Genomic DNA, 26447 nt, shown 5'->3' with positions numbered 1-26447 from the left:
ACTGGTGGGTACGCTGCGCCCGCGACGGCGAACCACCGCGCCCGGAGGAGGTTATCTCATGCAGAGGGCTACAGCACCCGCCGGAGGTCGGCGCGACGCGCCCCCGGGGCGGGCCAGCACCAACGACGCGGACACGGCGAACGCCATTTTGGAGGCGCTAGGCGACCTCTCGGCGCGGCTGGGGCGCCTCGAGGCCGCCCTCGGCGAGCGCAGCACGCTTGAAACGCTCACCGAGCAGGCCCCCGCCACGGTCGCTACCGCCGTCGACGCGCTCGACGACGCCCTGCGCGGCGCGCAGCGCGCCGGTTTCGACCTCGAAGCGAGGCTCCCGGCGCTTTTCGAGCTCGCCGAACGGCTCACCCGCCCCGAGACGGTGGGGGTCCTGAGTGCGCTCCTCGAGCGCGCCGGCGAGCTCGAAAAGCTGCTCGCGCTGGCCGACGAGGCCCCCGGCCTCCTCGCCGCCGCCGTCGACACCCTCGACGGCTACGCGCAGAGCGCCCGCGCCGCCGGCTTCGGCCCCGAGGAGCTGCTGGCGAGCGGCACCACCCTGCTCGGCGACCTGCGCGGCGCGACCACCCACGCCCTCGCCGAGAGCCGTACGAAACCGCTCCCCACCCCCTTCGGGGTGCTGAGGCTGCTTAGCGACCTCGAGGTGCGGCGCGCGCTCACCTTTTTCCTGGTGCTCGCCAAACACCTCGGCCGCTCACTAGAGCGCGTCCCCACCGCGCCGCGCCCGTGACGCACACGCCCGAGCCACCACGCACCGAGTCGCTACTTGTGAGGAGGAGACGATGAAAGACCACGTCGAAGTGCTCGTCGTCGGCGGAGGCTCCGCCGGCCTGACCGTCGCCGCGCGGCTGCGCAACCACCCCAACCCCCCCGAGGTCGCCATCTTAGAGCCCAACACCAAGCACTACTACCAACCGCTCTGGACGCTCGTGGGCGCGGGCGTCTTCCCCAAAGAGGCGTCTGAACGCAACGAGGCCGACTTCATCCCCCCCGGCGCGACCTGGCTGCAAGACGCCGCCGAGAGCTTTGATCCCGAGAACAACCGCGTCACGACGCGCGCGGGCAAGACCTACAGCTACGACTTTCTGGTGGTCGCCGCGGGGTTGCAGCTCGACTGGGAGAAGATCCCCGGGCTCAAAGAGTCGGTCGGCAAACCCGGCACCGGCGTCTGCAGCAACTACGACTACAACACCGTCACGTCGACCTGGGACAACATCCGCAACTTCAAGGGGGGCACGGCCATCTTTACGGAGCCCTCGACGATGATCAAGTGTGGCGGCGCGCCGCAGAAGATCATGTACCTTGCCGACGACGCCTTCCGGCGCCAAGGGGTGCGCGAGCGCTCGCGCCTGCTCTACTGCTCTCCCAAAAAGACCATCTTCGCGGTGAAAAAGTACGCCGACGAGCTCGACAAGGTCATCGCGCGTAAAGGCCTCGAGCCCCGCTGGGAGCACGAACTTAAAGCGCTCCACCCCGAGCGCAAAGAGGCGGTGTTCACCTACCCCGGGGGCGAGGTCACCATGCCCTACGACATGATCCACGTCACCCCGCCGATGAGCGCCCCCGACGTGATCAAAAAGAGCCCGCTCGCGAACGCCGACGGGTGGGTCGACGTCGACAAACACACGCTGCAACACACGACGTACAAAAACGTCTTCGGGCTCGGCGACAACAGCAGCCTGCCGACCTCGAAGACGGGGGCGGCGATCCGCAAACAGGCGCCCGTCGTCGCCGAAAACCTCCTCAAGCTGCGCGCCAAGGAGCCCTTAGGCGCGAGCTACGACGGCTACACCTCGTGCCCGCTGGTGACCGGTTACGGCAGCCTCATCCTGGCCGAATTCGACTACGACAAAAACCCCGCCGAGAGCTTCCCCTTCGACCAGAGCAAGGAGCGCTACAGCATGTACCTGCTCAAAAAGGTCGGGCTGCCCAACCTCTACTGGCACGGGATGCTGCGCGGCCGCGCCTAAGTCCCCCCCGGCGCCGACCATGCTGCCCGCCCAGCGGCTGCTGGGCGGGCGCGCGTCATCTTGTTATGCAATAGACCTCCTGCGAAAGTGGGAGGCGGGCGAACGCCCGGCTCCGGCTTTCGCCGAGTAGAGCGAGTATGAGCAGACGCGCTCAGTTGAAAAAACAGCACTTTTGCAGGAAGTCTAATCCCTGCATAACGTTTATAAGCGGACGTCATATCGAGCTTGCACTCTTATACCCCCTGGGGGTATAAAAGAGGGAAGAAGGAGGCACCATGCTCTTTAAGCGCATCTACGACGAGGATCTCGCCCAAGCAAGCTACTTTATCGGTTGCCAGAGGACGGGTGAAGCCATCGTGGTCGACCCGCGCCGCGACGTCCAGGTCTACCTGGACGAGGCCAAGGCTCAGGGTATGACGATTAGGGCGGTGACCGAGACGCACATCCACGCCGACTACCTCTCCGGCAGCCGCGAGCTCGCCGCCGCGACGGGCGCGACCCTCTACCTCTCGGACGAGGGTGGGGAGGAGTGGCAGTACCGGTTCCCGCACGAGGGCCTCAAGCACGGCGACACCATCGGCGTGGGCAACCTGACGCTCGAGGCGCGCCACACCCCCGGCCACACCCCGGAGCACCTGTCGTTTCTACTGACTGATGGCGCAGCGACCGACGCCCCCGGGTTCTTTCTCACCGGCGACTTCGTCTTCGTCGGCGACCTCGGCCGCCCCGACCTCTTAGACGAGTCCGGCATCGGCAAAGACACCCGCGAACCGATGGCTCGCGAGCTCTTCCGGAGCCTCCGCGAGGAGTTCTGGTCGCTCCCCGACTTCGTCCAGGTGTGGCCCGGCCACGGGGCGGGTTCGGCCTGCGGCAAGGCGCTCGGCGCGGTCGCCTCGAGCACCGTCGGGTATGAAAAGCTCGTCTCCTGGTGGGCGCCTTTTGTCGAGAAAGGCGACGAGGAGGCCTTCGTGCGGGCGCTTCTAGAGGGTCAACCCGACGCGCCCGTCTACTTCAGCCGGATGAAGCGTATGAACCGCGCCGGACCGCCCCTGCTCGGTGAGCGCGGCACCCCCAAAGAGCTCGACCCCGACACGCTCACGGGCATCGGCGACACCCTCATCCTGATCGACACCCGACCCAAAGAAGCGTTCGACAAAGACGCCGTCAAGGGTGCGCTCCACATCCCCATCAGCAAATCGTTTGTTACCTACGCCTCATACGTCATCGACCCCGAACGCGACGAACGTGACATCGTGCTCCTCGCCGAGGACGCGGCGCAGGCGGCCGCGCTGCGCGACCGGCTCTCGTACGTGGGGATCGACAACGTCGTCGGTTTCGTGACCCACTTCGGCCGCCTCGAGCGCCAGCCGGTCACGTCGGTCGCCCCCGAAGCCTTGGACGAGCTTGACAACCCCTTTATCCTCGACATCCGCACCAAGAGCGAGTTCGACGCGGGGCACCTGCCAGGCGCCCACCGCATCCACGGCGGGCGGGTGATGTGGCACCTAGACGAACTGCCTAAAGACCGCCCCTTGGTCACGCACTGCCAGTCGGGCGCGCGCAACACGGTCGTCTCGAGCGCGCTGCGGGCCGCGGGCTTTAGCAACGTCGTCGAGCTCGAGGGCTCCTACGCCGCGTGGAAAAAGGCGCAGGAGCGCCGCGTCTCCGCCTGAGCGCCCCCGGCCTCAAGGTTTAGAACTCTCAGGCTCTAGGTCACGCCGCCCCGTGGACGCCGCGCCACGCGCGCCGGTCGCACGGGGCGACTTGCGTCTAGCCTCACCACCTCGCACCACAACCCGCACTCCACGGCACTACACGAAGGAAGCCATGACGTTCTCCGATCCCCCCACCCGAACGGAGCAGCTGCTGCCCGCGCTGGCGTGGCTGCGCCGCTACCGCCCGAGCGACCTGCGCGGCGACCTCGTCGCCGGTCTGACGGTCGCCGTGATGCTCATCCCGCAGGGGATGGCCTACGCGCTCCTCGCGGGGCTCCCCCCCGTCGTCGGGCTCTACGCCTCGACGCTCCCGCTCATCGTCTACGCCCTTTTCGGCTCGTCGCGGCAGCTCGCCGTCGGCCCGGTCGCCATCGTGTCGCTGCTGACGCTGACCGGCGTCTCGGCGGTCGCCGAGGCGGGCACTGCAGGTTTCATCCTCTACGCGGCGCTTTTGGCGCTCATGGTCGGCGCCGCGCAGCTGCTGCTCGGCGTGCTGCGCGGCGGCTTTATCACCAACTTCTTGTCGCACGCGGTCGTGAGCGGGTTTACCTCGGCCGCCGCCGTGGTGATCGCTTTAAGTCAGCTTAAAGACCTCCTGGGTATCCGCCTTGAGAACACCCACTCGGTGCCGCTCTTGCTGTGGGAGGCGGCCACGCGGCTCGGTGAGACCAACCCCGCCTCGCTCACGCTCGGCGCGGTGAGTATCGCTTTGCTCCTTTTGGGGCGCCGCTTCGCGCCGCGCCTGCCGGTGCCCTTGGGGGTGGTGGTGCTCGCCACACTGGCGACCTACGCTCTGGGGCTCGAGGACTACGGCCTGCGCATCGTCGGCGAGGTCCCCTCGGGGCTGCCGCAACTGACCCTCCCCCCCTTCGACGGGGCGGCGCTCGTGAACCTGCTCCCGGCCGCGCTCACCATCGCGTTCGTCGGTTTCATGGAGTCGTTCGCGGTGGCCAAGTCCATCGCCGCGCGCGAGCGCTACCCGCTAGACGCCAACGCCGAGCTGCGCGCGCTCGGGCTCGCCAACCTCGTCGCCGGGCTGTTCTCGGCCTACCCAGTGACCGGCGGCTTTTCGCGCACCGCGGTGAACTACCAAGCGGGCGCCCGCACGGGGCTCGCGTCGCTCCTCACGGCGCTCTTGGTCCTCCTCACGCTCCTCTTTTTCACCCCGCTCTTTTACTACCTGCCGAACGCCGCGCTCGCCGCCATCGTGGTGGTCGCGGTCGTCGGACTGGTCGACCTCAAGGAGCCGCGCCACCTCTTTCGCGTCCGCCCCATCGACGGTTGGACGCTGCTGGTGACGTTCGCCGCGACCTTGCTCATCGGGATCGAGCAGGGCATCCTCATCGGCGTCGCCTTTTCGCTCCTCGTCTACGTGTGGCGCAGCGCCTACCCGCACACGGCGGTGGTGGGCTACCTCGAGTCCGAAGGGGTGTTTCGCAACGTCAAACGCTTTCCGCAGGTGCGCCTCTTCCCCGGCACGATCATCATCCGCGAGGACGCCGCCCTCTACTTCGCCAACATGGGCTTTTTGGAGGCGTTCGTCGACCGGACCCTGCGCGAGCACCCCGACGCCAAACGCCTGCTCTTCGACTTTTCGGGGGTCAACGACGTCGACGCCGTGGCGCTCGACACGCTGCGCGAGCTGATGGCGACCCTTGAAGAGATCGGCATTGAGGTGCACCTCGCCGGTATGAAAGGGCCCGTGCGCGACCTCGTCGCGCGCGCGGCGTGGCCGGAGCGCTTTCGCGCGCGCGCCGCGCACCTCTCGCTCGAGCACGCCCTGCGCGCTTTTGGCGAGACCCTCTCCCCCGCCCCCGACGCCCCGACGGGCGCGCGCGCGGCGCTCGAGCGGCGATGACCGCCCCCCAGACGCCCCTGACCCCCCAAGGGGCGCTCGAGCGCCTGTTGGCCGGGCACCAGCGCTACCTCGAGGGGCGCATGGCGCACCCGCACCAAGACGCGCGCTGGCGCGCGTCCTTGACGCGCGAGCAGCACCCCTTCGCGGCGGTGCTCGGCTGCGCCGACTCGCGCGTGCCGCCGCAGATCATCTTCGACCAGGGCTTGGGCGACCTCTTTACCAACCGGGTCGCCGGCAACATCGTCGACGACGCGATTTTGGCGAGCCTCACCTACGGCGTCTCGGTGCTCGGCGTGCCGCTCATCGTGGTGCTGGGGCACACCGGCTGCGGCGCGGTCGCGGCCGCCGCCGCAGCCCTCGAGGAGGGGGGCGCCGACCCCTCGCTGACGCCCCTCGTGCGGGCGCTCGAGCCCGCTTTGCGGCGCGCCGCTCGTCGCTGCGACACGGCTGAGGGGGGGACGGGGTGTACGCTCAAGGGGGCCGTGAGGGAGAACGTCGAGGCGTCCGTTCGCCTCATCGCCGCGCACCCGCCCCTAAAGGCGCGCATCGCCCAGCGCACGCTCGCCGTCGTCGGCGCCGTGTACGACCTCGAGACGGGCGGGCTCGAGCTGCTGCCGACACCCCTTTTACCCAGCGCGCCCGCTCACGGCCCGCTTTTGGAACGGTTATGAAAAGACTCTTTATCCTGCTTGCCATCCCCCTTATAGCCGCCTCGCTCGGCCTGTCGCAGCGGGGGGCCAACTTCGAGACCCGCGACGTCGCCGCCCTCGCAGCGCAACTGGGAGACGCGCCCGACACCTTCGTGCTCGACGTGCGCGAACCGTGGGAGGTCGCAGAGGGGCGCGTCGCGCAGGCGACCCCCATCCCGCTCGGTGAGCTCGCCGAACGCTTGGACGAGCTGCCCGAAGGCGAGACCATCTGGGTGATCTGCCGCTCCGGCAACCGCTCGGCGCAAGCGAGCGCGCTGCTCTCAGGCGCGGGCTTCAGGGCGATCAACGTCGCCGGTGGCATGATCGCGTGGGAACGGGCGGGGCTCCCCACTGTCCGTTAGCGGCTCACGAACGCCAAGCAACGTTTGGAGGGACCAGCTCGAGCTGGTCCCCCTTACCGTGGCGCGCGGCTGTTGCCGTTTGCCTCGATACGGGTCGCGGACGCGCTGGCCCGTCAGAACCGCTTTTCGTGCTCCCTGACGCGCCCCCACAGCACGCCCCCGATGAGCATCAAGAGGAGCGCCGAACCGATCCAGGCGAGGTCATAGGGCAAGATGTTCTCGACCCCCTCGCGCACCGGGTGAAAACGCAACACCTTGTGAAAGAGCGTCCCGTCGATGAACTGGAACACCCCCATGCCGAGCCAGAACCCCGCCGCGAGCGCGAGCCCCGTCGCCCGCGCCTGCACGACGAAGTGGCGGTTACGCCAGAGCAGCACGACGCCGAGAAACAGGAGCGCGGTCGTCATCACGTGCAACAGCCCGTCGCTGATCGCGCGCCAGTCGGCGCCGGCGTGAATATAGAAGTTGTGCCAGCGCAGAAGGTGGTGAAAGGCGATGGCGTCAAGTGCCCCCATCAACCCGAAACCGGTCCAGAAGGCGAGCCAGAAGACGCGCCGGTTGGCGCGCTTGTGCGTCTTTGCGTCTACGGCGCCCTGCGCAGCTTCGGAAAAGACCCCAACGGCTCGCTTCGTCGTCATGTTCCCCCCTGTCACCACGGCTGAGGCTAACGTCTAGGCCGTTTGTTTGACGCATTAGCCTAGCAAACCCAGACCCCCGCGTCAACCCGGGCTTTTAGAGGGCTCCAGCGGGCTCCGCGCAGATCACGCGCACGCCACAAGCTCTTAGGTGCTCGCTCAAGTCCCGCGGCAAGGGGGCGTCGGTGACGAAAACGTCGAGCGCCTCCCAGGGGGCGAAGGGGGCGAGGCTCGAGCTCCCTACTTTGGAGTGGTCGACGAGCGCGGCGCAGCTCTCGGCGGCCGCGACCATCGCCGCTTTCGTCTCCGCTTCGATGAGGTTGGGGGTCGACAGCCCGCCGCGCAGCGTCACCCCGGTCGCCCCCAAAAACGCCCTATCGGCGTGCAGCGCGCGCAAGTTAGCGACCGTCTGCGGGCCGATCATAGCGAGCGAGTGCGACCTCACGAGCCCGCCCAGCGAGATGAGCTCGAACCCCTCGGCCGACGAGAGCTCGGCCAAGATGGGGAGCGCGTTGGTGATGATCGTCAGACCGCGCCGCCGCCCCGGCAGGAGCCGCGCGAGCGCGAGCGTCGTGGAACCCGCGTCCAGGATCAGGGTGTCACCGTCGTGGATAAGCGCCAGGGCCGCCTCGGCGATACGCTGCTTGTTGAGCGCCAAGTGCCCGACCTTGTCGCCCAGTGACAGGTTGTACTTCGAGCGGTGCGCGGCGACCGCGCCGCCATACACGCGCTTTAAGAGGCTGCGCTCCTCGAGCTCCTGCAGGTCTTTGCGCGTCGTGACCTCGGAGACCCCGAGCTCGCGCGACAGCTCGGCAACGCTCACGCGCCCGCTGCGCTCGAGGCGCTCTAGAATCGCCTGCTGCCGCTCGGTCAGCCCCACCGGATGCGCGCTAATCATCCTTGCCTCCCCCACCAGCATAGCACACACCCTACAACAAAGTTACGAATGAAAGCTTTTATCTTTCGAGTATTGACACACCGAAAGCGAACCTTTATAGTTTGTCCATCTCAACAGCGCGCGCAGCGTCTTCCGGGCATCCCCAAAGGCGCTCGCCAGCAAAGGAGTGGCTATGAAGCGTTTCGCCGCCCCCCTCCTCCTCATGGGTGCCGCCCTCTGCGCCGCACAAGAGGCCCCCGCGCGCGAGGACATCCGCATCGTGGTGGTCACGCACGGCACCGCCGCCGACCCCTTCTGGTCGGTCGCCAGCAACGGCGTGCAGCAAGCCGCGCGGGACATGGGCGTGAGTGTCGAGTACCGCGCCCCCGAGACGTTCGACATGCCGCGGATGTCGCAGCTTATCGACGCTGCCGTAGCGTCGCAGCCCGACGGTCTGGTCGTCTCCATCCCCGACGCCGAAGCCCTGGGCGACGCCATCGGCCGCGCGGTCGACGCCGGTATCCCGGTCATCTCGATGAACTCGGGCAGCGAGGTGTTCGAGGAGCTCGGGGTGCTGCGCCACGTCGGGCAGACCGAGTACGAAGCGGGCTTCGGCGCGGGCGAGCGCATGGCCGAAGCGGGCGTGAGCGCGGCCATCTGCGTCAACCACGAGGTCGGTAACGTCGGGCTCGACGAGCGCTGCGACGGTTTTCGCGACGGTCTCGGCGAGGGCGCCTCGGTCGAGGTGCTCGCGGTGAGCGCCGACCCCGTCGAGGTGCGTAACGCGGTCTCGGCGGCGTTTACCCAAAACCCCGAGATCGAGGGGGTGCTCGCCGTCGGCCCCTTGGGCGGCGAACCGACCATCGAGGCGCTGCGCCAGGGCGGGCAGCTCGGCGCGGTCGAGGTGGGCATCTTCGACCTCTCCCCCACGATCCTGCAGGCGCTCGTCGACGAGGAGATAAGCTTCGCCATCGACCAGCAGCAGTACCTCCAGGGATACTTACCCATCGTCTTTTTGACGACCTACATCCAGTACGGCATGCTGCCCGCCAACCCCATCATCCTGACCGGCCCCGGTTTCGTGACGCCCGAGAACGCCGAGCAGGTCATCGCGCTGAGCGAGCAGGGGATCCGGTAGCAGGTAGCGCGTGGCTCGTGGCCGGTAGAGGGGTGTCTACGGGCCACCAGCCATAGACCACACACCCAAGTGCAGCGAGGCGAGCTATGAGCGTAACCACCCAGGCCCACGACGAACGCGTTCGCCGGATGAGCCCCTGGCGCAAACTTTTGAGCCGCCCCGAGCTCGGCGCCGTCGCGGGGGCGGCGCTCGTCTTCACCTTTTTCGCGCTCGTAGCGGGCGACTCCGGCTTCTTGAGTTTTCGCGGCGTGGTGAGCTGGCTCGAGGTCTCCGCCCAGCTCGGCATCCTGGCGGTCGCCGCCGCGCTCCTCATGATCGGCGGCGAGTTCGACCTCTCCATCGGCTCGATGATCGGCGCGGCGGGCATGGTCATCGCGATCCCCATCGCGCTCTACGGTTGGCCCGCCTGGGCGGCCATCCTGCTCGCTTTCGGCGCGGCGCTGCTGGTCGGCTTTCTTAACGGCACCATCGTCAACCGCACCCGCTTGCCCTCGTTTATCGTCACCTTGGCGCTGCTCTTTGTCCTGCGGGGGCTCACCATCGGTTTTACCCGCCTTCTCACCGGCCGCACCCAGGTCTCGGGGCTGCGCGCCGCCGCCGCGGGCGACCCTTTAGCGGCGCTCTTTACGGGTAGCCCCTTCGGTATCCCCGTCTCGGTCTTCTGGTGGGCCGCGCTCGCCGCGCTGGCGACCTGGATCCTGCTCAAAACCCGCTTCGGCAACTGGATCTTCGGCGTCGGCGGCGACGCCGAGGCGGCGCGCAGCACGGGCGTACCGGTCGAGCGGGTGCGCATCCTGCTCTTTATGGGGACCGCTACCGCCGCCACCATCTTCGCCGCCCTGCAGGTGCTGTCGTTTGGCTCCGCCGACGTCACGCGCGGTCTGCAAAAGGAGTTCGAGGCGATCATCGCCGCCGTCATCGGCGGCTGCCTCTTAACGGGCGGCTACGGTTCGGCCATCGGCGCGGTCTTTGGCGCGTTGATCTTCGGCATGGTGCAGCAGGGCATCTTCTTTACCGGCGTCAACACCGACTGGTTCCAGGTCTTTTTAGGCGCGATGCTCCTCGTCGCGGTGATGGTGAACAACGTGATCCGCAAACGCGCCACGGAAGCGAGGTGAGGCCGTGTCGCAGCCCTCAACCGACCGCGCCGCCGTCACCCCCCCCCTCATCGAAGTGAGCGGCGTGAGCAAGTTTTTCGGCTCAGTGGTCGCCCTCAAAGACATCTCCATGCGCGTGCGCGCGGGCGAGGTCATGTGCTTACTCGGCGACAACGGCGCGGGCAAATCGACCCTCATCAAGATCCTCTCGGGGGTGCACCGGCCTAGCGAGGGGACGCTCAAGGTCGAGGGGCGCGCCGTCACCTTCGCCTCCCCCAAGGACGCCCTGGACGCCGGGATCGCCACCGTGCACCAGCACCTCGCCATTCAACCGCTCATGAGCGTGGCGCGAAACTTCTTCATGGGCCGCGAACCCACCAGGGGGTGGGGGCCCTTTCGCCGCTTCGACCTCGCTTTCGCCGAGAGGACGGTGCGCGAGGAGATGCTCAAAATGGGGATCGACATCCGCGACCCGTCGCAAGCGGTCGGCACCATGTCAGGGGGCGAGCGGCAGTGCGTCGCCATCGCGCGGGCGGTCTACTTCGGCGCCAAGGTGCTGATCCTCGACGAGCCGACCTCAGCGTTGGGGGTCAAACAGGCCGGGGTGGTGCTGCGCTACATCGCGCAGGCCAAGGCTCGAGGCTTGGGCGTGGTGTTTATCACCCACAACGTCCACCACGCCTACCCGGTTGCCGACGCCTTTACCATCCTCAAGCGCGGCAGAAGCTACGGCACGTTTCGCAAGGCGGACGTCACACGTGAGCAGGTCCTGGAGATGATGGCGGGCGGGCAGGAACTCGACGCCTTGGAGGCCGAGCTCAAGGAGTTCGCCCGGAGCGACGCGCATGGGAGCGACATGGGCGTGGTCGCGCTCGCGGCGGCGGTGCGCGAGGAGCGCGATGCCCTCCACTAGGCTGCACGTCGCCCTCATCGGCGCGGGCCGCATGGCCCAGACGCACGCCGCGGTGCTCGCCACGCTCCCCGGGGTGCGCGTGCGCGCCGTGTGCGACCCCCGCGAGGCGGCGGCGCGCGCCCTCGCCGAGCCCCTCGGCGCAGCCGCCGTAACGGAGGCCGCGCGCGTGTTCGACGACCCGCACGTCGACGCCGTGCTCATCACCACCCCGACCCCTACCCACGCGGCCCTCGTGACGCGCGCCGCCGAAGCCGGCAAACACGTCTTCGTCGAGAAACCCGTCGCCGCCACCCTCGAGGAGGCCGAGCGGGTCGTGGCGGCCGTCGCGCGCGCGGGAGTGGCGTGCCAGGTCGGTTTTCAGCGCCGCTTCGACCCCGCCTACGTGGAGGCAAAGCGGCTCGTGGACGCGGGCGAGCTGGGCGCGCTCGAGGGCTTTCGCGGCGTCTCGCGCGACCCCGCACCGCCGCCGCTGGCGTTTTTGCGCTCGAGCGGCGGGTTGATGGTCGACCTTGGCATCCACGACCTCGACACCGCGCGCTTTTTCGTCGGCGAGGTGCGCGAGGTCTACGCGGTCGGCAGCGTGCAGGTCGAACCGAGGCTCAAAGAGTACGGGCTCTTCGACACCGCCGTCGCCACCTTGCGCTTTGACAATGGCGCTTTGGGCACGCTCGAGCTGGGGCTGCGCACCGCTTACGGCTACGACGTCCGGGCGGAAATCCTGGGCGAGCGGGGGCGGCTCCACCTGGAGATGGACAGCCGCCTCCACCTGCGGCGCTACGACGCCGCGGGGGGCTCGTTCGTCCGGCCACGGGGGTTTGAAGAGCGCTTTTTCGACGCCTACCGCGGGGAGCTGCTGACCTTTTTCGCGTGCCTTCGCGCCGGGCAGCCGGTGAGCCCCGACGCCGCCGACGCCACCAAGAGCCTCCAGCTCGCGCTCGCCGCGCAGCGCTCGCTCGAGACCGGCAGCGCAGTCGCGGTCGCCACCTTTCGCGAAGGAGTTGCAGCATGACGCCTACTTACGATCCACCCGCCACGGGGGGTTCCTCTCGGTGCGCCTGACCGTCGCCCAAGCCCTCGTCAGGTTCCTGAGCGCTCAGTACACCGAACGCGACGGCGCCGAGCAGCGCCTCATCGCTGGGATGTGGGGCATCTTCGGGCACGGCAACGTCTCGGGGCTCGGCCAAGCGCTCCAAGAACTTGGCCCCGAGGTCATGCCCTTCTACCGCCCGCAGAACGAGCAGGGAGGGGTACACGTGGCCGCCGCCTTCGCGCGGCACAAAAGCCGCCTCGCCACGTTCGCCTGCACCGCCTCGGTCGGGCCCGGCAGCACGAACATGCTCACCGGCGCGGCCCTGGCGACCATCAACCGGCTGCCGGTGCTGCTCTTGCCCTCAGACCACTTCGCCAACCGGCTCCCCGACCCCGTGCTGCAGGGACTCGAGCACCCCACGGAGCACGACCTGTCGGTCAACGACTGCTTCCGCCCCGTGTCGCGCTTTTACACCCGCGTGTCGCGCCCCGAGCAGCTCCTAAGCGCGCTGCCCGAAGCCATGCGCGTGCTCACCGACCCCGCCGAGACGGGCGCGGTGACGCTGTCGCTGCCCGAGGACGTGCAGACCGAAGCCTTCAGTTGGCCCGCGGTGATGTTCGAAAAGCGGGTGTGGCGCGTCCGGCGGCCCCCCGTCGAACCCGAACTCGTCGCGCGGGCCGCCGAGCTGCTCCGCGGCGCCGAGCGCCCCTTTATCGTCATGGGCGGCGGCGTCAAGTATAGCGGCGCCTCGGACGCCCTGGCTGCCTTTGCCGAGCGCTTCGGCATCCCCGTGGGCGAGACGCAGGCGGGCAAAGGGGGCATCCCCTGGAACCACCCCCTCAACGTCGGGGCAGTCGGGGCGACGGGGGGGAGCGCGGCGAACGCGCTCGCGGCCGAAGCCGACGTCGTGCTCGCCGTCGGTACGCGCCTGGCCGACTTCACCACCGGCAGCAAGACGACTTTTCACCCCGAGGCGACCTTTCTCGGCCTCAACGTCGCCCCCATGGACGCGCACAAGCTCTTCGCGCTGCCCTTGATTGGGGACGCGAAACGGGGGTTGGAAGCGCTCGCGGCGGCGCTCGAGCCCCACTGCGGCGACGGCGCCTACCGCGCGCGCGCCGAAAAGCTCAAACGCGACTGGGACGCCACCGTCGACCGCCTGCTCGAGGTGGGTGACCCCGAAAACCTCGCCCAGGGCGCCGTTTTGGGCATGGTGAACGCGGTCATGGGCGGGGACGCCACGGTGATCTGCGCCGCCGGCAGCATGCCCGGCGACCTGCACAAGCTCTGGCGCCCCACCGACCCGCGCGCCTACCACGTCGAGTACGGCTACTCGTGTATGGGTTACGAGATCCCGGCGGGGCTGGGCGTCAAGCTCGCCGAACCGGCGCGGCCGGTCGTCGTGCTGATCGGCGACGGCTCGTACCTGATGATGAATAGCGAGATCGTTACGGCGGTCGCCGAGGGTCTGGACCTCACCGTCGTCGTGGTCGACAACCACGGCTACGGGAGCATCCACGGGCTCCAGCGCAGCACGGGCACGCCGCACTTCGGGCTCGAGCTGCGCCACCGGGACGCGCGCGGGCTCTTAGACGGCCCCTACGTTCGCGTCGACTACCGCGCCCACGCCGAGGCGATGGGGGCGCGCGCGGTCTTCGCGAAGACCGCGGACGCCTTCCGGCGCGCCCTCGCGGAGGCCAAAGAGCGGCGCGGCGTCAACGTCGTCGTCGTAGAGGTCGACCCCGAGAAGCGCGTCGGCGGCTACGCCTTCGGCGGTTGGTGGGACGTGCCCATCGCTGAGGTCTCCGTGCAGGAAAGCGTGCGCGAAAAGCGCGCCCAGTACGAGGCGGACAAGGCCAAGCAGGTCGTCTTCAAACGGGGGGCGCGGTGACGCTCGGCTTCGGCGTCATCGGCGCGGGCCGCATCGGCGCGCTGCACGCGCGGCACCTCGCGGGGGCGGTCGACGGTGCGCGCTTGGTCGCGGTGATGGACGCGAACCCCGAGGCGGCGGGGCGCTCGGCGTTCTCCGGCGCGGCCGCCGTGACGAGCGTCGAGGCGCTTTTGCGGCACCCCGGCGTGGAGGCGGTCGTCATCGCCTCGCCGACCGACCTGCACGCCGAGCAGATCCGGCTCGCGGCGGCGGCCGGCAAGGCCATCTTCTGCGAAAAACCCGTGGCGCTCGGCCTGCGGGAGACGCAGGAGGCCCTGCGGGCCGTTTCGGCGGCGGGCGTCCCCTTCCAGATCGGTTTCAACCGCCGCTTCGACCCCGGTTACGCCGAAGTGGCGCGCGCCGTGCACGCGCTCGAGCTCGGACGACCCGAGATGTTCCGCTCGCAGTCCTCCGACCCAGCCCCCCCACCCAGGGCGTACGCCGCCGTCTCCGGCGGCCTCTACCTCGACTCGGCGATCCACGACCTCGACACCGCCCGCTTCATCATGGGCGAGGTGACGCGCGTCACAGCCTTGGGGCGCGTCCTGGTGGCCGACTACCTCGGAGACTACGGCGACGTGGACACGAGCATCGTCACGCTCGAGTTCGCGAGCGGCGCGCTCGGCGTGGTGCAGAACTCGCGGCGCACCGTCCACGGCTACGACCTCCGCGTCGAAGTCCACGGGGAGCGAGGCAAACTCGTGACCGAGGTCGAACGCGCGACCCCCGTCTGGCGCTACGGCGAGAGTGGCGTGCGGGGCGACTACATCCACTACTTTTTGGAGCGCTTCCGCGACGCCTACCGCCTCGAGCTGCAGGCGTTCGTGGACGCCGTGCGCGAGGGGCGCGCGCCGACGCCGGGGGCAGAGGACGCCGTCGCCGCGCTCAAGCTCGCGCTCGCGGCCACCCTAAGCCTGCGCGAGGGGCGACCGGTCGAGGTCGCGGAGATCTGCTCGTGAGGCGGGACATGGACTTGGCAAGGCAGATTATGCTCGAGATTAAGAATGCGCCTTGCACCGTATCTTGGGTAGACATCCATCTCGAAGGGCGCACCGAGCGAGACATTAGTTATCACGTTATGCAGCTTGCCAAAGCCGGTCTTGTAGAAGCCGAAGGCACTACAGAAACGGGCTCTGATGTCGATTGGAAAGCCAACGACCTTACTTGGCAAGGGCACGACTTTCTAGAAGCAGCAGAGGATGACACCATTTGGCAAAAGGCTAAAAAACACGTTCAGGAAAAAGGAGAAGCGCTGACGTTCGACGTCCTCAAAGCAGTGTTGACGCACCTCACCCGTCAGGCGGTGGGGCTATGAGCCTCAAACTCGGCAACGCACCCTGCTCGTGGGGCACCATCGAGGGGCTCACTGGCGAGGACGAGCGCATCTCCTACACGAGGATGCTCGACGAGCTCGTAGAGGCGGGTTACGCGGGCACCGAACTCGGCGACTACGGCTTTTTGCCGACCGACCCCGCGGCGCTCCGGCGTGAACTGGCGTCTCGAGGCCTCACCATGCTGGGCGCCTATGTGGACGTCGCGCTCGCCGACCCGGCGGCGCTCGCGGAGGGTACGGCGCGGGCAACGACCGTTGCGCGGCTTCTAGCGAGCGTGGCCGATGTGGGCGACCCACAGTGGACGCCGTACCTCATCCTCGCCGACGCGCACAGCCGCGACCCGCAGCGCTTTCGCCATGCGGGCCGCCTCGTCCCCGAGATGGCGCTGGATAAGGCGCAGCTGCGAACCTTTGCCGCGAACGCCGAGGCGGTTGCGCGCTCAGTAAAGCGCGAGACGGGGCTCAAGACCCTCTTCCACCACCACTGCGCGGGTTTCATCGAGACCCCCGACGAGATCGACCGCTTTCTGTCGCTCACCGACCCCGAGCTCATTGGGTTGGTGTTCGACACCGGCCACTACCTCTACGGCACCGGCGGCTGCCACCCCGAGGCGGTCACAAAAGCCCTGGAGCGCCTGCACAAACGGGTTCGCTACGTGCACTTCAAAGATGTAGACGCGAGCGTCGCGGCGCGGGCGCGGCGGGAGGGGTGGGACTACAAGACCGCCGTCGGTAGGGGCGTGTTCTGTGAACTCGGCCGGGGCTGCGTGGACTTCGGCCACGTCACGGGCCGCTTGCGCTCGCTCGGTTACGAGGGGTGGGTCACCGTCGAGCAGGACGTGCTGCCGGGGCTCGGCACCCCTAGAGAGAGCGCCGAACGCAACCGCGCCTTTTTGCGGCGGTTCGGCTTGTGAAGATGGCGGCTAGACATGGCGACCGGTACTACCTCGGAAGGTGCGTGCAAGGAGGCGCCTCTTCGGGTGAGCGCGTCGCCGATCCGATGGTACCCGTCGTGGCGAGTTAGGAGCCGGATGGAACACCTCATTCACGCACAAAACGCCCCCGTGCAGACCGACATCACCCCCGAGCGGGCGGGGTGGCGCATGCTGGGGTTTCGGGTTCACACGCTCTCAAAGGGCGAAGCTTTCGCGACGCCACGCGACGGCAACGAGCGCTGCTTGGTCTTTTTGGGGGGCGACGCTGAGGTCGCGGTCGGCGGCGACGTGTGGCGCCTCGAGGGGCGCCGGAGCGTCTTCGCGGGGCTCCCCTACAGCGTCTATCTGCCCCCGGGGGAGCGCTGCGAGGTCCGCGCACGGAGCCGGGTAGAGGTGGCCGTCGGCGCCGCTCCGGCCGACGGCAAGCTGCCCCCCCGCCTCATCACCCCGGGCGACGTCACGGTCGAGATGCGGGGGGGCCACAACGTCACCCGGCAGATCTCGCACATCCTGGACCCCGGCGACGCCGAGCACCTCCTCTGCGTCGAGGTCTACACCCCGTCGGGGAACTGGTCGAGCTACCCGCCGCACAAACACGACGTGCAAAACCCCCCCGAGGAGGTCGACCTAGAGGAGGTGTACTACTACCGCCTGCACCCCGAGGACGGCTGGGCGGTGCAGCGCCTCTACACGGACGACCGCAGCTTAGACGAGCGGCTGCTGGTCGGTCACGGCGACACGGTGTTGGTGCGCTGCGGCTATCACCCCGTCGTGACAACGCCCGGCTACGACCTCTACTACCTCAACTTCCTAGCGGGTGAGACCCCCTCGTGGGCCGCCAAAGACGAACCCAATCTGGCCTGGGTGCGCGACGCCTGGGAGGGCGCCCCCGACCGGATGCGGCTGCCTTTGCAGGGGACGGGGCGTTAGGCCGTAAGATGCGCTAGGTCGTAAGATATTGAGGCATGGCTGTCAAGGCAGAAAGCATCTCTGAGACGCCTGCAGGTATCATCCTCAGAGTGTGAGCGCTGGACAGCACAGAGGTTTTTGAGAGCTTCTGAAACCAGATGATACCTGCAAAAGAGGGCACCATGACCACAACGGCAAGCAAGGAGCTACTCAACTACATCGGCGGGAGCTGGACGCGCTCCAAGACGCGCGACTACCTGGACGTGCACAACCCCGCGACCGCCGAGGTCATCGCCAGAGCGCCTCTTAGCGCCAAAGAGGAGGTGGACAGCGCCGTCAAGGCCGCGCTAGAAGCTTTTGGGGCGTGGCGCATGACGCCCGTGACCGAGCGGGTGCAGCCGCTCTTTAAGCTCAAAGCGCTCATCGAAGCCAACCTCGACGAGCTCGCCCGGACGATCACGCTCGAGTGCGGCAAGACCTACAAGGAGTCGCTCGCCGAGATGCAGCGCGGCGTCGAGAACCTCGAGGTCGCCTGCGGCATGCCCACCTTGATCCAGGGCACCAACAACGAGGACATCGCCCGCGGCATCGACGAGCACATGTTCCGCCAACCCCTGGGCGTCGTGGCGGCGATCACCCCCTTTAACTTCCCCGGCATGATCCCGCTCTGGTTTTTGCCGTACGCGGTCGCCGCGGGCAACTGCTTTTTGCTCAAGCCCTCCGAAAAGGTCCCCATGACCACCCAGCGCCTCTACGGCTTGGCGGAGGAGGCGGGCTTCCCCAAAGGGGTCTTGGGCCTGGTCAACGGCGGCAAGGATACCGTCGACGCCATCCTCGACCACCCGGACGTCCGGGCAGTGTCCTTCGTCGGTTCGACGCCGGTCGCTAAGTACATCTATAGCCGCGCGACGAAGAGCGGCAAACGCGCCCAGTGCCAAGGGGGCGCGAAAAACCCGGCGGTCGTGCTGCCCGACGCCGACATGGAGATGACCACGCGCATCCTCGCCGACTCGGCGTTTGGCTGCGCGGGGCAGCGCTGCCTGGCGACCTCGGTAGCGATCACCGTGGGCGACGCGCGGGAGGAATTTACCGAACGCATCGTCGCCGACGCGCGCTCGCGCAAGGTGGGCTTCGGCCTAGACGAGGACGTGGTGATGGGGCCGGTGATCAGCGCCGAGAGCAAAGCGCGCATCGAAGGGCTCGTCGAAGCGGGCGTGCAGGGGGGGGCTCGAGTGCTGGTCGACGGGCGCGGCAAAGAGGTCGACGGTTTTCGCGACGGCTACTTCGTGCACCCGACCGTGGTCGACGAGGTCGACCCCAACAGCACGTTCGCCCACACCGAGATCTTCGGCCCCGTCCTCAGCATGATGCACGCCAACACCGTCGAGGAGGCCATCGAGCTCGTCAACGCGCGCGCGTTCGGCAACCAAGCGTGCCTCTTTACCTCGTCGGGGGCGGCCGCGCGGAGGTTTCGCTACGCGGTCCGCGCGGGCAACGTCGGGATCAACTTGGGCGTCGCCGCGCCGATGGCGTTTTTCCCCTTCTCAGGGTGGGGCGAGTCGTTCTTCGGCGACCTGCACGCGCAGGGTCGGCACGGCGTGGAGTTCTACACCGAAACCAAGGTGGTCGTCGAACGCTGGCCGAAGGAGTGGAGCAGGACGTTCTAGGGGCCAGGGGCAAGTAGCTCGTGGCTTGTGGAGGACGTGCTTTCGCTCGCTACATACCACAAGCCACTTGCCCCCTTCGGACCTTTGACCCGACTCCCGACGCTCCCAGGACGTAACCTAAAGCATGGCCTCTTTGACCTTTCTCGGCTGCGGCGACGCCTTTTCGAGCGGCGGACGCTTTAACACCTGCTTTCTCGTCGAGGCGCCCTCCGCGCACTTTTTGATCGACTTCGGGGCGTCGTCCTTGGCAGCGCTTAAACGCGCGGGACGGAGCGTGCGCGACCTTCCGCTCATCTTCATCACCCACCTCCACGGCGACCACGTGGGCGGGCTCCCCTTTCTGCTCCTCGAGGCCAGCTTGGTCGACAAGCGCACCGCCCCCCTGACGATCGCGGGCCCGCCCGGGTTAAAAGCGCACCTGCCCAAGCTCATAGAGGCGCTCTTTCCCGGCACCGAGCTGCAGCTCCCCTTTGAGCTCTCGGTGCTCGAGCTCCCCCCCGACGTGCGGGGCGAGGTCGGGGGCGTCACGGTGACGCCCTACCAAGTCGAGCACGCCAAACCGCTCGTCTGCACGGGTCTGCGCTTCGAGCTCGGGGGGAAGGTGCTCGCCTACTCGGGCGACACGGTGTGGACCCCCGCGCTGAGCAGGCTCGCCCGCGACGCCGATCTCTTCGTCTGCGACGCCTACACCTTCGACCAGAGCACCCCCCAACACCTCGACTACGCCACGCTCAAAGCGCGCTACGGCGAGCTCGGCTGCAAACGCCTCGTGCTGACCCACCTCGGCAGAGCCTTTCTCGAACGGCTGGGGGCGGGTGAGGCGCTCGAGTTCGAGGTCGCTCATGACGGGCTTGAGGTGACCTTCTAACCCACCTAAGCGGAGACCCCTTTGGCACCTCCCTCGCCCCCCCCACCCGAACCCTTCGACCTCATCACCATGGGTCGCTCGAGCATCGACCTCTACGCCAACGATATCGGCGCGCCCTTTGAACGCATCGAGAGCTTTGCCGCCTACGTCGGCGGCAGCCCCACGAACATCGCTGTCGGCGCCCGGCGACTGGGCCTACGCACCGCGCTGCTGAGCGCCGTCGGCGACGACAAGGTGGGTGACTTCATCCTCCACTTTTTGGCGCGCGAGGGCGTCTACACCGGCTTTATCCCGCGCAAACCGGGGCGGCGCAGCAGCGCGGTGGTCTTGGGCATCCAACCGCCCGACACCTTCCCGTTGGTCTACTACCGTGAGGGCGCCGCCGACACCGCGCTCACCATCGACGACGTGCTCGCCGCGCGAGTCGAAACAGCGGGGGCGCTCGAGATCTCCGGCACCGGTCTAGCCAAAGAACCGGGGCGCAGCGCCACCTTCTTCGCCGCCGAACGGGCGCGCACGGCGGGCAAACCCGTGTTTCTCGACCTCGACTTCCGCGCCGACCAGTGGCATGACCCCAGGGCCTTCGGCGTGAACGTGCGCGCGATCCTCCCGCTCGTAAGCGTCGCCATCGGCACCGAGGAGGAGGTCAACGCCGCCATGCTCACACGTCCCGAGGACCTCGAGATCCGCCACCAGCAGATCTCGGCGCCTATCATCAAAGGGGACTTGGGGGCCAACATCGCGCAGCTTTTGGGCGCACCGAGCGGCCCGGAGCTGCTCGTCGTCAAGCGCGGCGCGCAGGGCGCAAGCCTCTACCGGCGCGGCGGCGAGCGCCAGGACGTGCCCGGTTTCCCTGTGGAGGTCTTTAACGTCTTGGGGGCGGGCGACGCCTTTGCGAGCGGGTTTATCTACGGTCAGCTCAAGGGTTGGGACGCCTACAAGAGCGCCCGACTCGGCAACGCCTGCGGCGCCATCGTGGTCACCCGCCACGGCTGCGCGAACTTTATGGGCTACTTCGACGAGGTGATGGCGTTTGTCGAGGCGCGTGGGGGCTTTTGATGCGGGCTAAGCTCGCCGCAACCGACACCGAGAGAAGCACCTGCTCCCCCGTGCTACTCGGGGGATTTCGCACCTCGTCGCACCACTTCGCGTTGGGGCGACCCTGATGCCCTTCGTCGCCGACGGGCGCACGCTCATCAGGGAGGCGTTCGGGGCGCGGCGCATGCTCCCCGCGTTCAACGTCTGTAGCGCCGAGATGGTGCGGGCGTGCCTCGAGGCCGCCGAAGCGCTCGGCGCCCCTGTCATCGTGCAGACCTACCCGAGCGACCTCGAGCAGCTCCCCCCCAAACCCATGGCCGCGCTCGTCAAAGCGCTTGCTGAGGACGCCTCGGTGCCCGTGATGCTCCACCTCGACCACGGGCCGAGTTTGGAGCTGGCCTACGCCTGCTTGCGGGCGGGGTTTTCGTCGGTCATGTTCGACGGCGCGGGTAGGGAGCTAGCGGAGGTGGTCCGCCTCGGTCGCACCCTCACCGAGGTCGCACACGCGCAAGGGGCGGCCGTGGAGGTCGCGGCGGAGAGCTTCAGCGGTGCGGGGGCGCTCACCGAACCCGACGCGGCACTCGCGCTCCGCGACGGCTCCGGCGCCGACATGGTCGCCGTCGCGGTCGGCTCGGAGCACGGGCGCGTCTCGAGCCTCGACATCGCGCGCCTAGAGGCCCTCGCGCACCTGCTCCGCTCGCCTCTGGTGCTCCACGGCGGGAGCGGTATCCCGGCGCAGGACTTGGCAGCCGCGCGGGCCTTGGGGGTCGTCAAGGTCAACGTCGGTTCGGCTCTCTACCGCGCGCTTAGGGGGACGTGGGAGGGCGGGGCTACGCTCCCCAACCACCGCGCGGTGTACGCGGCGGCGCGCGCGGCGCTCTACCGGGTTGCACGAGACAAGCTGCAGCTGATGCAGCCTAAAAGCAGCCTCCCGTTTGACACGCCGCCACCCTAGTCGGGTTTAGCACCCACCTTCTAGAGATACCGATACGGCTACGCCCATTCCTGAGGGGGCATCAACCCCCACGAGGGGCCGAGACTCTGGGAGCGTCGCCGCCTCCATCCCTGAGAGGGCGCACAACGTCTCCTTGGTCCCTTCTGCTGACACGAGACTCCCTACGACCGTCGTGTCAACTGCGTGTGGTTCTCATACGCGCTCCCCACGGCAGAAGCCGGAGGCGGGCGGCTGCCCGCCTCCCATCGCAGGAGACCGCTTGATTCATGCGCTATCCTGCCTTAGCCCCTTCGCTCCGTCGTCAGAGCAAATCAAAGCAGCGTGTAAGCGCGCAGTCGCGCTCGGCGTGGCAACAAACCTCTTCTTCCGCGTCTACGCCTGTTGGCGCCGTCGCCGCCCCTCGGCGTCGGCCGCTTTGAGCGCGTCGACTACCGCCTCCGGCGTCACCGGCCGCGGTTCGTGGTAGATGGTCTCCCCTTCGGCGCACGCGCGCTCGGCCACCTGCCGCAGCGCCGCATCGTCGACCCCTTTGAGGCCGATGTCTTCGAGGGTCGTCGGCAACCCGACCGAGGCGCAGAAGCGGTAGACCTCGTCGATGGTCGCCCAGCTCTTGTCCGACAAGAAGAGCTGCGCGAGCACGCCGATAGTGACCTTTTCACCGTGCCACGCCCCGTGCGTCTCGTGTAGCACGGTAAGCCCGTTATGAATCGCGTGACAGGCCGCCAAACCGCCGCTTTCAAAACCCAGACCGCTGAGCAGGGTGTTCGCCTCGACGACGCGTTCAAATGCAGGCGTCACCGCCTGACGCTCACAGGCGGTCTTGGCCGCGAGGCCGTACTCGAGAAGCGTGTGGTAGCACAGCTCGGCGAGGGCGTACGCCGTCACCGACCCGGGGTCGCCGGTCATGTTGGGCGCGTAGCGCTGCCGGCACGCGTCCGCTTCGAAGTACGTCGAGAGCGCGTCCCCCATACCGGCGACCAGAAAGCGAACGGGGGCCCGTACGATGATATCGGTGTCGACAAGGACCAACTCGGGGTTTTTGGGCAGAAAGAGGTAGCGCTCAAAAGCGCCTTCGGGGGAGTAGATCACAGCTAGCGCGCTGCAGGGGGCGTCCGTCGAGGCGATCGTCGGCACGATCGCGACGGGACGCTCGAGGGCGTGCGCGACCGCCTTGGCGGTATCGAGCGTTTTCCCGCCCCCTATCCCGACGATGACCTCGGCCTCTTGCGCGCGCGCCGCGTCAGCGAGGCGCCCGATCTCCCCCTCCGAACTCTCGCCGCCAAAGCGCTCGAAGTGCCCCGTGACCTCCCGCTCGAGCGCCTCGCGAAAGCGGGGGACGAGCTCGTCGAGGGCGAAGGGGTCGCAGATCAAAAACGCCCGCTGTCCGTAGCGTTTAAGCGCCTCGCCGAGGCGCTCGGTCGCCCGAAAACCCTGGACGTAGCGGCTCGGGAAGATGGTGGTGGTGATCATCTCAACCTCCTTGGGCTAGGACATCTAGCTTGGGACGCGAGTCCACAACCGTTGCGGCACCCGACCCAGAGCGCCGCGGCAGTAACAGCTTGCGCCCTAAAAGGCGCGCCTACACACGGAGGGCTCTGCGCAGCTCCTCTACGGGCGCCGCCACCAAAGCCTCACCTTACACCCTTTATCCACAAAAGCGTCTTGAAAGCAGCCTCGCTGACAAAATAGCGGCGCTTCCAGCGAGCACCTTGCCGCCGCGGGTCGGCGCACGAGGGCTGCAACGCGCGTCGACGGGGGCCAACACGTACGAACAACTGGGTGGAAGGTCGGGTAGCCACGTCAACGCAGCAGCGTATAGGGGCAACAGCCGATCGTTTCACGAGAGGCTACCGATACCCCCTCGGGAGGTGCATGCAGGGCTTTCATGTGAGAGCGTCGCTAGACCAGATGGACTAAGCGTCAATGTCGAGCTGGAGCGGGTCGCACTGCCGAGAACGAGCACGGAGCCATTGCGCTTACGCTCGGCGCTGCCCCACACATCCCATACACCACGCAGCTTCGTCGCCCACACTCACCGAAGCGGCGACCATTGGGAACGCCCTACAATGCTGACGGATCGCGTACCGCTACTGCGTACAACCGTCGCCTGTGACGGCTTTGTAGGGCTCTGACGTGAATGGCCGCCGTCACCCACACGTTTAAGCGCCCTTGACGGGGATGGCCTAGCTCGAGCTGCTGCGGGGATTTAAGGGGAAGCGACATCCCGCTGATCATGCCCCTTTCCGCAGCGCGCGCCCTGATGGGGTTCAAAAGCTCGCTTACAGTCATGAGGCGTAAGCTGCAGGCCGCCCTACGCTATCAGTTTGACGGCGTAAGGCGGTAGCCGAAAGCTAACAGAAGCCAGCGGCGCTCTGATTCGACCGTCAGCAGGGTGTGCGGGTGATGAAGAGCTGCTCCGAAAGGGCGGCAGGGGCGCTGCGATGTTACAGCGCCCCTGCGCGAGTTGGCGGTTTTCGCGTTACTTGAACAAAGCTGCACGAAGGACGCTGGGCGCTAGGCGCTGCGCCGCGCCGGTAACGTCTTCGGGGACGCGCACGAGCGCGACGGCGACGTCGAGTTGGCTGCCGTCATCCGCCAGCCAGATCCCGGACCCCAAAAACGTCTCCTGTCCCTCGATCTCGTTGCCCAGGCGGTTGTCCGCGTCGAAGGCGACGAAGCGGAGGCCGCCGAGTCGGCTGTCGAAAAACGCAGTCGCGAGGTTGCGGCTCGAGCCCTCGACGTACGTCCCGATGATGCCGATGCCGCTGGGGATGTCGGCGCAGGCCGTCTCCGTACACTCGATGTAAGGGCCCTCCCCCGAATCGGTAAAGAGCACCGGCGCGCTCTCGAGCTGGGTCACCGAGAGGCCACCGAAGACGTAGTTCGTCTCGTCAAACACCACGAACCATGCCCAGATGCCGCTGTAGGGAACGGCTGCAGGGGGCTGAGGGGTCGTCGGCGGTTCGGTCGGTGGTTCGGGCAGGGTCGGCGGGGTTGGCGGCGTGACTGGAGGCGCCGTGGGCGGGTTGGGGACGACGGGGAGCGTTGGCGGTTGGGGTGGGGTGGGCTCCGGTGGGGGGTTTCCCCCGCAGGCCGCGAGCACGAGAAGCAACAAAAACCACAGGGGAAAGACCGGCAGCCGACGCATAGGGTGCTCCTTACCGCATACGAGGACGCCGCCCCGTGCGCCGATGCCCCAAGGGCGGCCCGAAACCCCATCTCCCCGAGCGCAGCATAGAGCTAAAGGAGCTGGCAGCGCAAGCCTGCGGCGACAAACCGGCGGGCGTGCGGCGTCGCACCGCCTCGGTGCTGCGGCTACGTCCCGTGAGCGAACGACGCGGCTACCGGACCTCGCTGCGGTGACGCAGATGAGTTCGCACCACCACGCCACCTCGCCAGCCGCTGGCGGTGCTCCGTACGCAACCGGCCCTGCGCCCCCCCACGGCGCGTTACGCCACCGGCGCAGGCACCCGTTTGGGTTTGCGGAAGACGATGTTCTCCCACTCCCCCTCTTCGACGACGCGCAAGGCCGCGTTGTGCCCCCTGAAGTAGGCCACGAGGTCCTGCACCAGATCGTCCGGGGTCGAGGCCGCCGAGGTGACGCCGACCGAACGCACCCCCTCGAACCACTCGGGACGGAGGTCGCGAACGCTCTCGATACGCCGCGCGTTGCCGGTGAGGTCGTGCGCGAGCTCTAAAAGCCGCATCCCGTTCGAAGAGTAGTCGCTGGTCACGACCAAGAAGAGGTCCACGTGCGGCGCGATGCGCTTCACCGCGTCCTGGCGGTTTTTGGTGGCGTAACAGAGGTCGTCCGACGGGGGGATGACGAGCGCCGGGAAGCGGCGCTTAAGCACCGCGATGGTCTTCTGCACGTCGTCGACCGAGAGCGTCGTCTGGGTGAGCACCACCACCTTCTCGGGGTCGGGTACGGTGACGGTCTCGGGGTCGGCCAAATCCGGGTCGTGTTTGCGGTTGCCGATGACGCTCACCACCGTCGTCACCTCGGGGGCCTCCCCTTTGGTGCCGATGACCTCCTGGTGGCGGCTCGAGTCGCCGATGAGCAGGATGTGAAACCCCTCGCGGGCGTACTTTTTGGCCTCGGAGTGGACTTTGGTCACCAGCGGGCAGGTCGCGTCGATGGTCGCGAGGCCGAGCTCGCGCGCGCCCTGCCGCACCGCTGGAGAGACGCCGTGCGCCGAAAAGACGACCGTCTCGCTTAGGGGGCGGCCCGCCGCCGCGGCCTTCTCCCTTAGGGGCGCCAGCTCCGCTAGGTCCTCGACGAAGTGCACACCGTGCTCCGCCTCCAGGCGCTCGACCACCGTGTTGTTGTGCACGATGGCGTGGTAGACGGCTAACCCTTCGCCGTGCGCGCGCCGCTCCGCGGCAGCCTCCTCGACCGCCTGAATCGCCATCACGACGCCCGCGCAGAAGCCGCGCGGTTTGGCGAGGTAGAGCGTGTCGACCTGTATCCCCGTCCTGTCCATACCCCACTATACCGGCGCCCGCTAGCGGCCCAGGT

Annotated in this window: 24 protein-coding genes; 19 read left to right on the top strand and 5 right to left on the bottom strand. The window is 67.9% G+C overall.

What is annotated here, in order from left to right:
• The first annotated feature begins 58 nt into the window (after positions 1-58).
• The 6 genes from TRAD_RS06180 (at position 59) to TRAD_RS06155 (ending at position 6603) form a co-directional block, all read left to right on the top strand.
• Positions 59-739 (top strand): DUF1641 domain-containing protein, encoded by a 681-nt coding sequence (locus tag TRAD_RS06180; RefSeq protein ID WP_013177737.1) that lies wholly within the window; start codon positions 59-61, stop codon positions 737-739.
• Positions 740-791: 52 nt separating this feature from the next.
• On the top strand, positions 792-1979 hold the full coding sequence (locus TRAD_RS06175) for an NAD(P)/FAD-dependent oxidoreductase (protein ID WP_013177736.1): 1188 nt from the start codon (positions 792-794) through the stop codon (positions 1977-1979).
• Between the two features lie 275 nt (positions 1980-2254).
• Entirely contained in the window at positions 2255-3652 is a 1398-nt protein-coding gene (locus TRAD_RS06170; RefSeq protein WP_013177735.1) for an MBL fold metallo-hydrolase, read from the top strand.
• Positions 3653-3806: 154 nt separating this feature from the next.
• The gene (locus tag TRAD_RS06165; protein ID WP_013177734.1) at positions 3807-5552 is read left to right on the top strand and encodes a SulP family inorganic anion transporter; all 1746 of its coding nucleotides are present in this window, start codon (positions 3807-3809) and stop codon (positions 5550-5552) included.
• Positions 5549-6223, top strand: a complete 675-nt coding sequence (locus TRAD_RS06160) for a carbonic anhydrase (protein ID WP_013177733.1) — start codon at positions 5549-5551, stop codon at positions 6221-6223. The genes TRAD_RS06165 and TRAD_RS06160 overlap by 4 nt, the downstream gene beginning before the upstream one ends.
• Positions 6220-6603: a rhodanese-like domain-containing protein gene (locus TRAD_RS06155; protein ID WP_013177732.1), complete on the top strand. Its 384-nt coding sequence runs from the start codon at positions 6220-6222 to the stop codon at positions 6601-6603. The genes TRAD_RS06160 and TRAD_RS06155 overlap by 4 nt, the downstream gene beginning before the upstream one ends.
• A 113-nt stretch (positions 6604-6716) precedes the next feature.
• Here TRAD_RS06155 and TRAD_RS06150 read toward each other — a convergent pair whose 3' ends face one another.
• Together TRAD_RS06150 and TRAD_RS06145 are read right to left on the bottom strand one after the other, a co-directional pair.
• Positions 6717-7241, bottom strand: coding sequence for a DUF2243 domain-containing protein (locus tag TRAD_RS06150; protein ID WP_013177731.1), 525 nt, complete (start codon positions 7239-7241; stop codon positions 6717-6719).
• Positions 7242-7335: 94 nt separating this feature from the next.
• Complete coding sequence (locus TRAD_RS06145; protein ID WP_013177730.1) at positions 7336-8136, bottom strand: DeoR/GlpR family DNA-binding transcription regulator; 801 nt, start codon at positions 8134-8136, stop codon at positions 7336-7338.
• Between the two features lie 172 nt (positions 8137-8308).
• On the opposite strand from TRAD_RS06145, the gene TRAD_RS06140 reads away from it, so the two are divergent.
• From TRAD_RS06140 to TRAD_RS06085, 13 genes are all read left to right on the top strand, one after another.
• On the top strand, positions 8309-9253 hold the full coding sequence (locus TRAD_RS06140; RefSeq protein ID WP_013177729.1) for a sugar ABC transporter substrate-binding protein: 945 nt from the start codon (positions 8309-8311) through the stop codon (positions 9251-9253).
• 86 nt (positions 9254-9339) lie between these two features.
• Positions 9340-10371, top strand: coding sequence for an ABC transporter permease (locus TRAD_RS06135; RefSeq protein ID WP_013177728.1), 1032 nt, complete (start codon positions 9340-9342; stop codon positions 10369-10371).
• A gap of 4 nt (positions 10372-10375) precedes the next feature.
• Complete coding sequence (locus TRAD_RS06130) at positions 10376-11263, top strand: ATP-binding cassette domain-containing protein (protein WP_013177727.1); 888 nt, start codon at positions 10376-10378, stop codon at positions 11261-11263.
• Positions 11250-12272: an inositol 2-dehydrogenase gene (gene iolG / locus TRAD_RS06125; RefSeq protein ID WP_013177726.1), complete on the top strand. Its 1023-nt coding sequence runs from the start codon at positions 11250-11252 to the stop codon at positions 12270-12272. Before TRAD_RS06130 ends, iolG (TRAD_RS06125) begins: the two co-directional genes overlap by 14 nt.
• 40 nt (positions 12273-12312) lie before the next feature.
• Positions 12313-14184, top strand: a complete 1872-nt coding sequence (gene iolD / locus TRAD_RS06120) for a 3D-(3,5/4)-trihydroxycyclohexane-1,2-dione acylhydrolase (decyclizing) (RefSeq protein WP_013177725.1) — start codon at positions 12313-12315, stop codon at positions 14182-14184.
• Positions 14181-15182, top strand: coding sequence for an inositol 2-dehydrogenase (iolG, locus tag TRAD_RS06115; protein ID WP_013177724.1), 1002 nt, complete (start codon positions 14181-14183; stop codon positions 15180-15182). Before iolD ends, iolG (TRAD_RS06115) begins: the two co-directional genes overlap by 4 nt.
• Positions 15183-15190: 8 nt before the next feature.
• Entirely contained in the window at positions 15191-15538 is a 348-nt protein-coding gene (locus tag TRAD_RS15655; RefSeq protein ID WP_013177723.1) for a DUF2513 domain-containing protein, read from the top strand.
• Positions 15535-16470 (top strand): TIM barrel protein, encoded by a 936-nt coding sequence (locus TRAD_RS06110; RefSeq protein WP_013177722.1) that lies wholly within the window; start codon positions 15535-15537, stop codon positions 16468-16470. The genes TRAD_RS15655 and TRAD_RS06110 overlap by 4 nt, the downstream gene beginning before the upstream one ends.
• 117 nt (positions 16471-16587) lie before the next feature.
• A complete protein-coding gene (iolB, locus tag TRAD_RS06105) occupies positions 16588-17421 on the top strand; it encodes a 5-deoxy-glucuronate isomerase (RefSeq protein ID WP_013177721.1) in 834 nt (277 codons plus the stop codon).
• A 161-nt stretch (positions 17422-17582) separates the two neighbouring features.
• Complete coding sequence (locus TRAD_RS06100) at positions 17583-19067, top strand: CoA-acylating methylmalonate-semialdehyde dehydrogenase (protein WP_013177720.1); 1485 nt, start codon at positions 17583-17585, stop codon at positions 19065-19067.
• Positions 19068-19191: 124 nt separating this feature from the next.
• Positions 19192-19935 carry an MBL fold metallo-hydrolase gene (locus tag TRAD_RS06095; protein WP_013177719.1) on the top strand — a complete coding sequence of 248 codons (744 nt, stop codon included), beginning with the start codon at positions 19192-19194 and terminating at the stop codon, positions 19933-19935.
• 21 nt (positions 19936-19956) lie between these two features.
• A complete protein-coding gene (gene iolC, locus TRAD_RS06090; protein ID WP_013177718.1) occupies positions 19957-20994 on the top strand; it encodes a 5-dehydro-2-deoxygluconokinase in 1038 nt (345 codons plus the stop codon).
• A 106-nt stretch (positions 20995-21100) separates the two neighbouring features.
• A complete protein-coding gene (locus tag TRAD_RS06085) occupies positions 21101-21928 on the top strand; it encodes a class II fructose-bisphosphate aldolase (RefSeq protein ID WP_013177717.1) in 828 nt (275 codons plus the stop codon).
• Between the two features lie 372 nt (positions 21929-22300).
• On the opposite strand, the gene TRAD_RS06080 is transcribed toward TRAD_RS06085, so the two are convergent.
• The 3 genes from TRAD_RS06080 to ispH form a co-directional block, all read right to left on the bottom strand.
• A complete protein-coding gene (locus TRAD_RS06080; RefSeq protein ID WP_013177716.1) occupies positions 22301-23398 on the bottom strand; it encodes a glycerol dehydrogenase in 1098 nt (365 codons plus the stop codon).
• 1009 nt (positions 23399-24407) lie between these two features.
• Positions 24408-25076, bottom strand: coding sequence for a hypothetical protein (locus TRAD_RS16275; RefSeq protein WP_013177714.1), 669 nt, complete (start codon positions 25074-25076; stop codon positions 24408-24410).
• Between the two features lie 301 nt (positions 25077-25377).
• Positions 25378-26412 carry a 4-hydroxy-3-methylbut-2-enyl diphosphate reductase gene (gene ispH, locus TRAD_RS06070; protein WP_013177713.1) on the bottom strand — a complete coding sequence of 345 codons (1035 nt, stop codon included), beginning with the start codon at positions 26410-26412 and terminating at the stop codon, positions 25378-25380.
• Positions 26413-26447: the final 35 nt, after the last annotated feature.

The organism is Truepera radiovictrix DSM 17093, assembly GCF_000092425.1.
In the GTDB taxonomy this organism is placed as follows: domain Bacteria; phylum Deinococcota; class Deinococci; order Deinococcales; family Trueperaceae; genus Truepera; species Truepera radiovictrix.
Note: the sequence above shows the minus strand (reverse complement) of the source record. Positions and strands in the feature narration are given on the sequence as shown.

What these genes read in the sequence shown, in the direction of transcription:
- TRAD_RS06080 (WP_013177716.1), bottom strand. Translation starts at nt 23,398, where the DNA reads ATGATCACCACCACCATCTTCCCGAGCCGCTACGTCCAGGGTTTTCGG.
- TRAD_RS06170 (WP_013177735.1), top strand. Translation starts at nt 2,255, where the DNA reads ATGCTCTTTAAGCGCATCTACGACGAGGATCTCGCCCAAGCAAGCTAC.
- TRAD_RS16275 (WP_013177714.1), bottom strand. Translation starts at nt 25,076, where the DNA reads ATGCGTCGGCTGCCGGTCTTTCCCCTGTGGTTTTTGTTGCTTCTCGTG.
- TRAD_RS06165 (WP_013177734.1), top strand. Translation starts at nt 3,807, where the DNA reads ATGACGTTCTCCGATCCCCCCACCCGAACGGAGCAGCTGCTGCCCGCG.
- TRAD_RS06150 (WP_013177731.1), bottom strand. Translation starts at nt 7,241, where the DNA reads ATGACGACGAAGCGAGCCGTTGGGGTCTTTTCCGAAGCTGCGCAGGGC.
- iolB (WP_013177721.1), top strand. Translation starts at nt 16,588, where the DNA reads ATGGAACACCTCATTCACGCACAAAACGCCCCCGTGCAGACCGACATC.
- TRAD_RS15655 (WP_013177723.1), top strand. Translation starts at nt 15,191, where the DNA reads ATGGACTTGGCAAGGCAGATTATGCTCGAGATTAAGAATGCGCCTTGC.
- TRAD_RS06155 (WP_013177732.1), top strand. Translation starts at nt 6,220, where the DNA reads ATGAAAAGACTCTTTATCCTGCTTGCCATCCCCCTTATAGCCGCCTCG.
- ispH (WP_013177713.1), bottom strand. Translation starts at nt 26,412, where the DNA reads ATGGACAGGACGGGGATACAGGTCGACACGCTCTACCTCGCCAAACCG.
- TRAD_RS06145 (WP_013177730.1), bottom strand. Translation starts at nt 8,136, where the DNA reads ATGATTAGCGCGCATCCGGTGGGGCTGACCGAGCGGCAGCAGGCGATT.
- TRAD_RS06140 (WP_013177729.1), top strand. Translation starts at nt 8,309, where the DNA reads ATGAAGCGTTTCGCCGCCCCCCTCCTCCTCATGGGTGCCGCCCTCTGC.
- TRAD_RS06175 (WP_013177736.1), top strand. Translation starts at nt 792, where the DNA reads ATGAAAGACCACGTCGAAGTGCTCGTCGTCGGCGGAGGCTCCGCCGGC.
- TRAD_RS06095 (WP_013177719.1), top strand. Translation starts at nt 19,192, where the DNA reads ATGGCCTCTTTGACCTTTCTCGGCTGCGGCGACGCCTTTTCGAGCGGC.
- TRAD_RS06085 (WP_013177717.1), top strand. Translation starts at nt 21,101, where the DNA reads ATGCCCTTCGTCGCCGACGGGCGCACGCTCATCAGGGAGGCGTTCGGG.
- TRAD_RS06135 (WP_013177728.1), top strand. Translation starts at nt 9,340, where the DNA reads ATGAGCGTAACCACCCAGGCCCACGACGAACGCGTTCGCCGGATGAGC.
- TRAD_RS06160 (WP_013177733.1), top strand. Translation starts at nt 5,549, where the DNA reads ATGACCGCCCCCCAGACGCCCCTGACCCCCCAAGGGGCGCTCGAGCGC.
- TRAD_RS06110 (WP_013177722.1), top strand. Translation starts at nt 15,535, where the DNA reads ATGAGCCTCAAACTCGGCAACGCACCCTGCTCGTGGGGCACCATCGAG.
- iolG (WP_013177726.1), top strand. Translation starts at nt 11,250, where the DNA reads ATGCCCTCCACTAGGCTGCACGTCGCCCTCATCGGCGCGGGCCGCATG.
- TRAD_RS06180 (WP_013177737.1), top strand. Translation starts at nt 59, where the DNA reads ATGCAGAGGGCTACAGCACCCGCCGGAGGTCGGCGCGACGCGCCCCCG.
- TRAD_RS06100 (WP_013177720.1), top strand. Translation starts at nt 17,583, where the DNA reads ATGACCACAACGGCAAGCAAGGAGCTACTCAACTACATCGGCGGGAGC.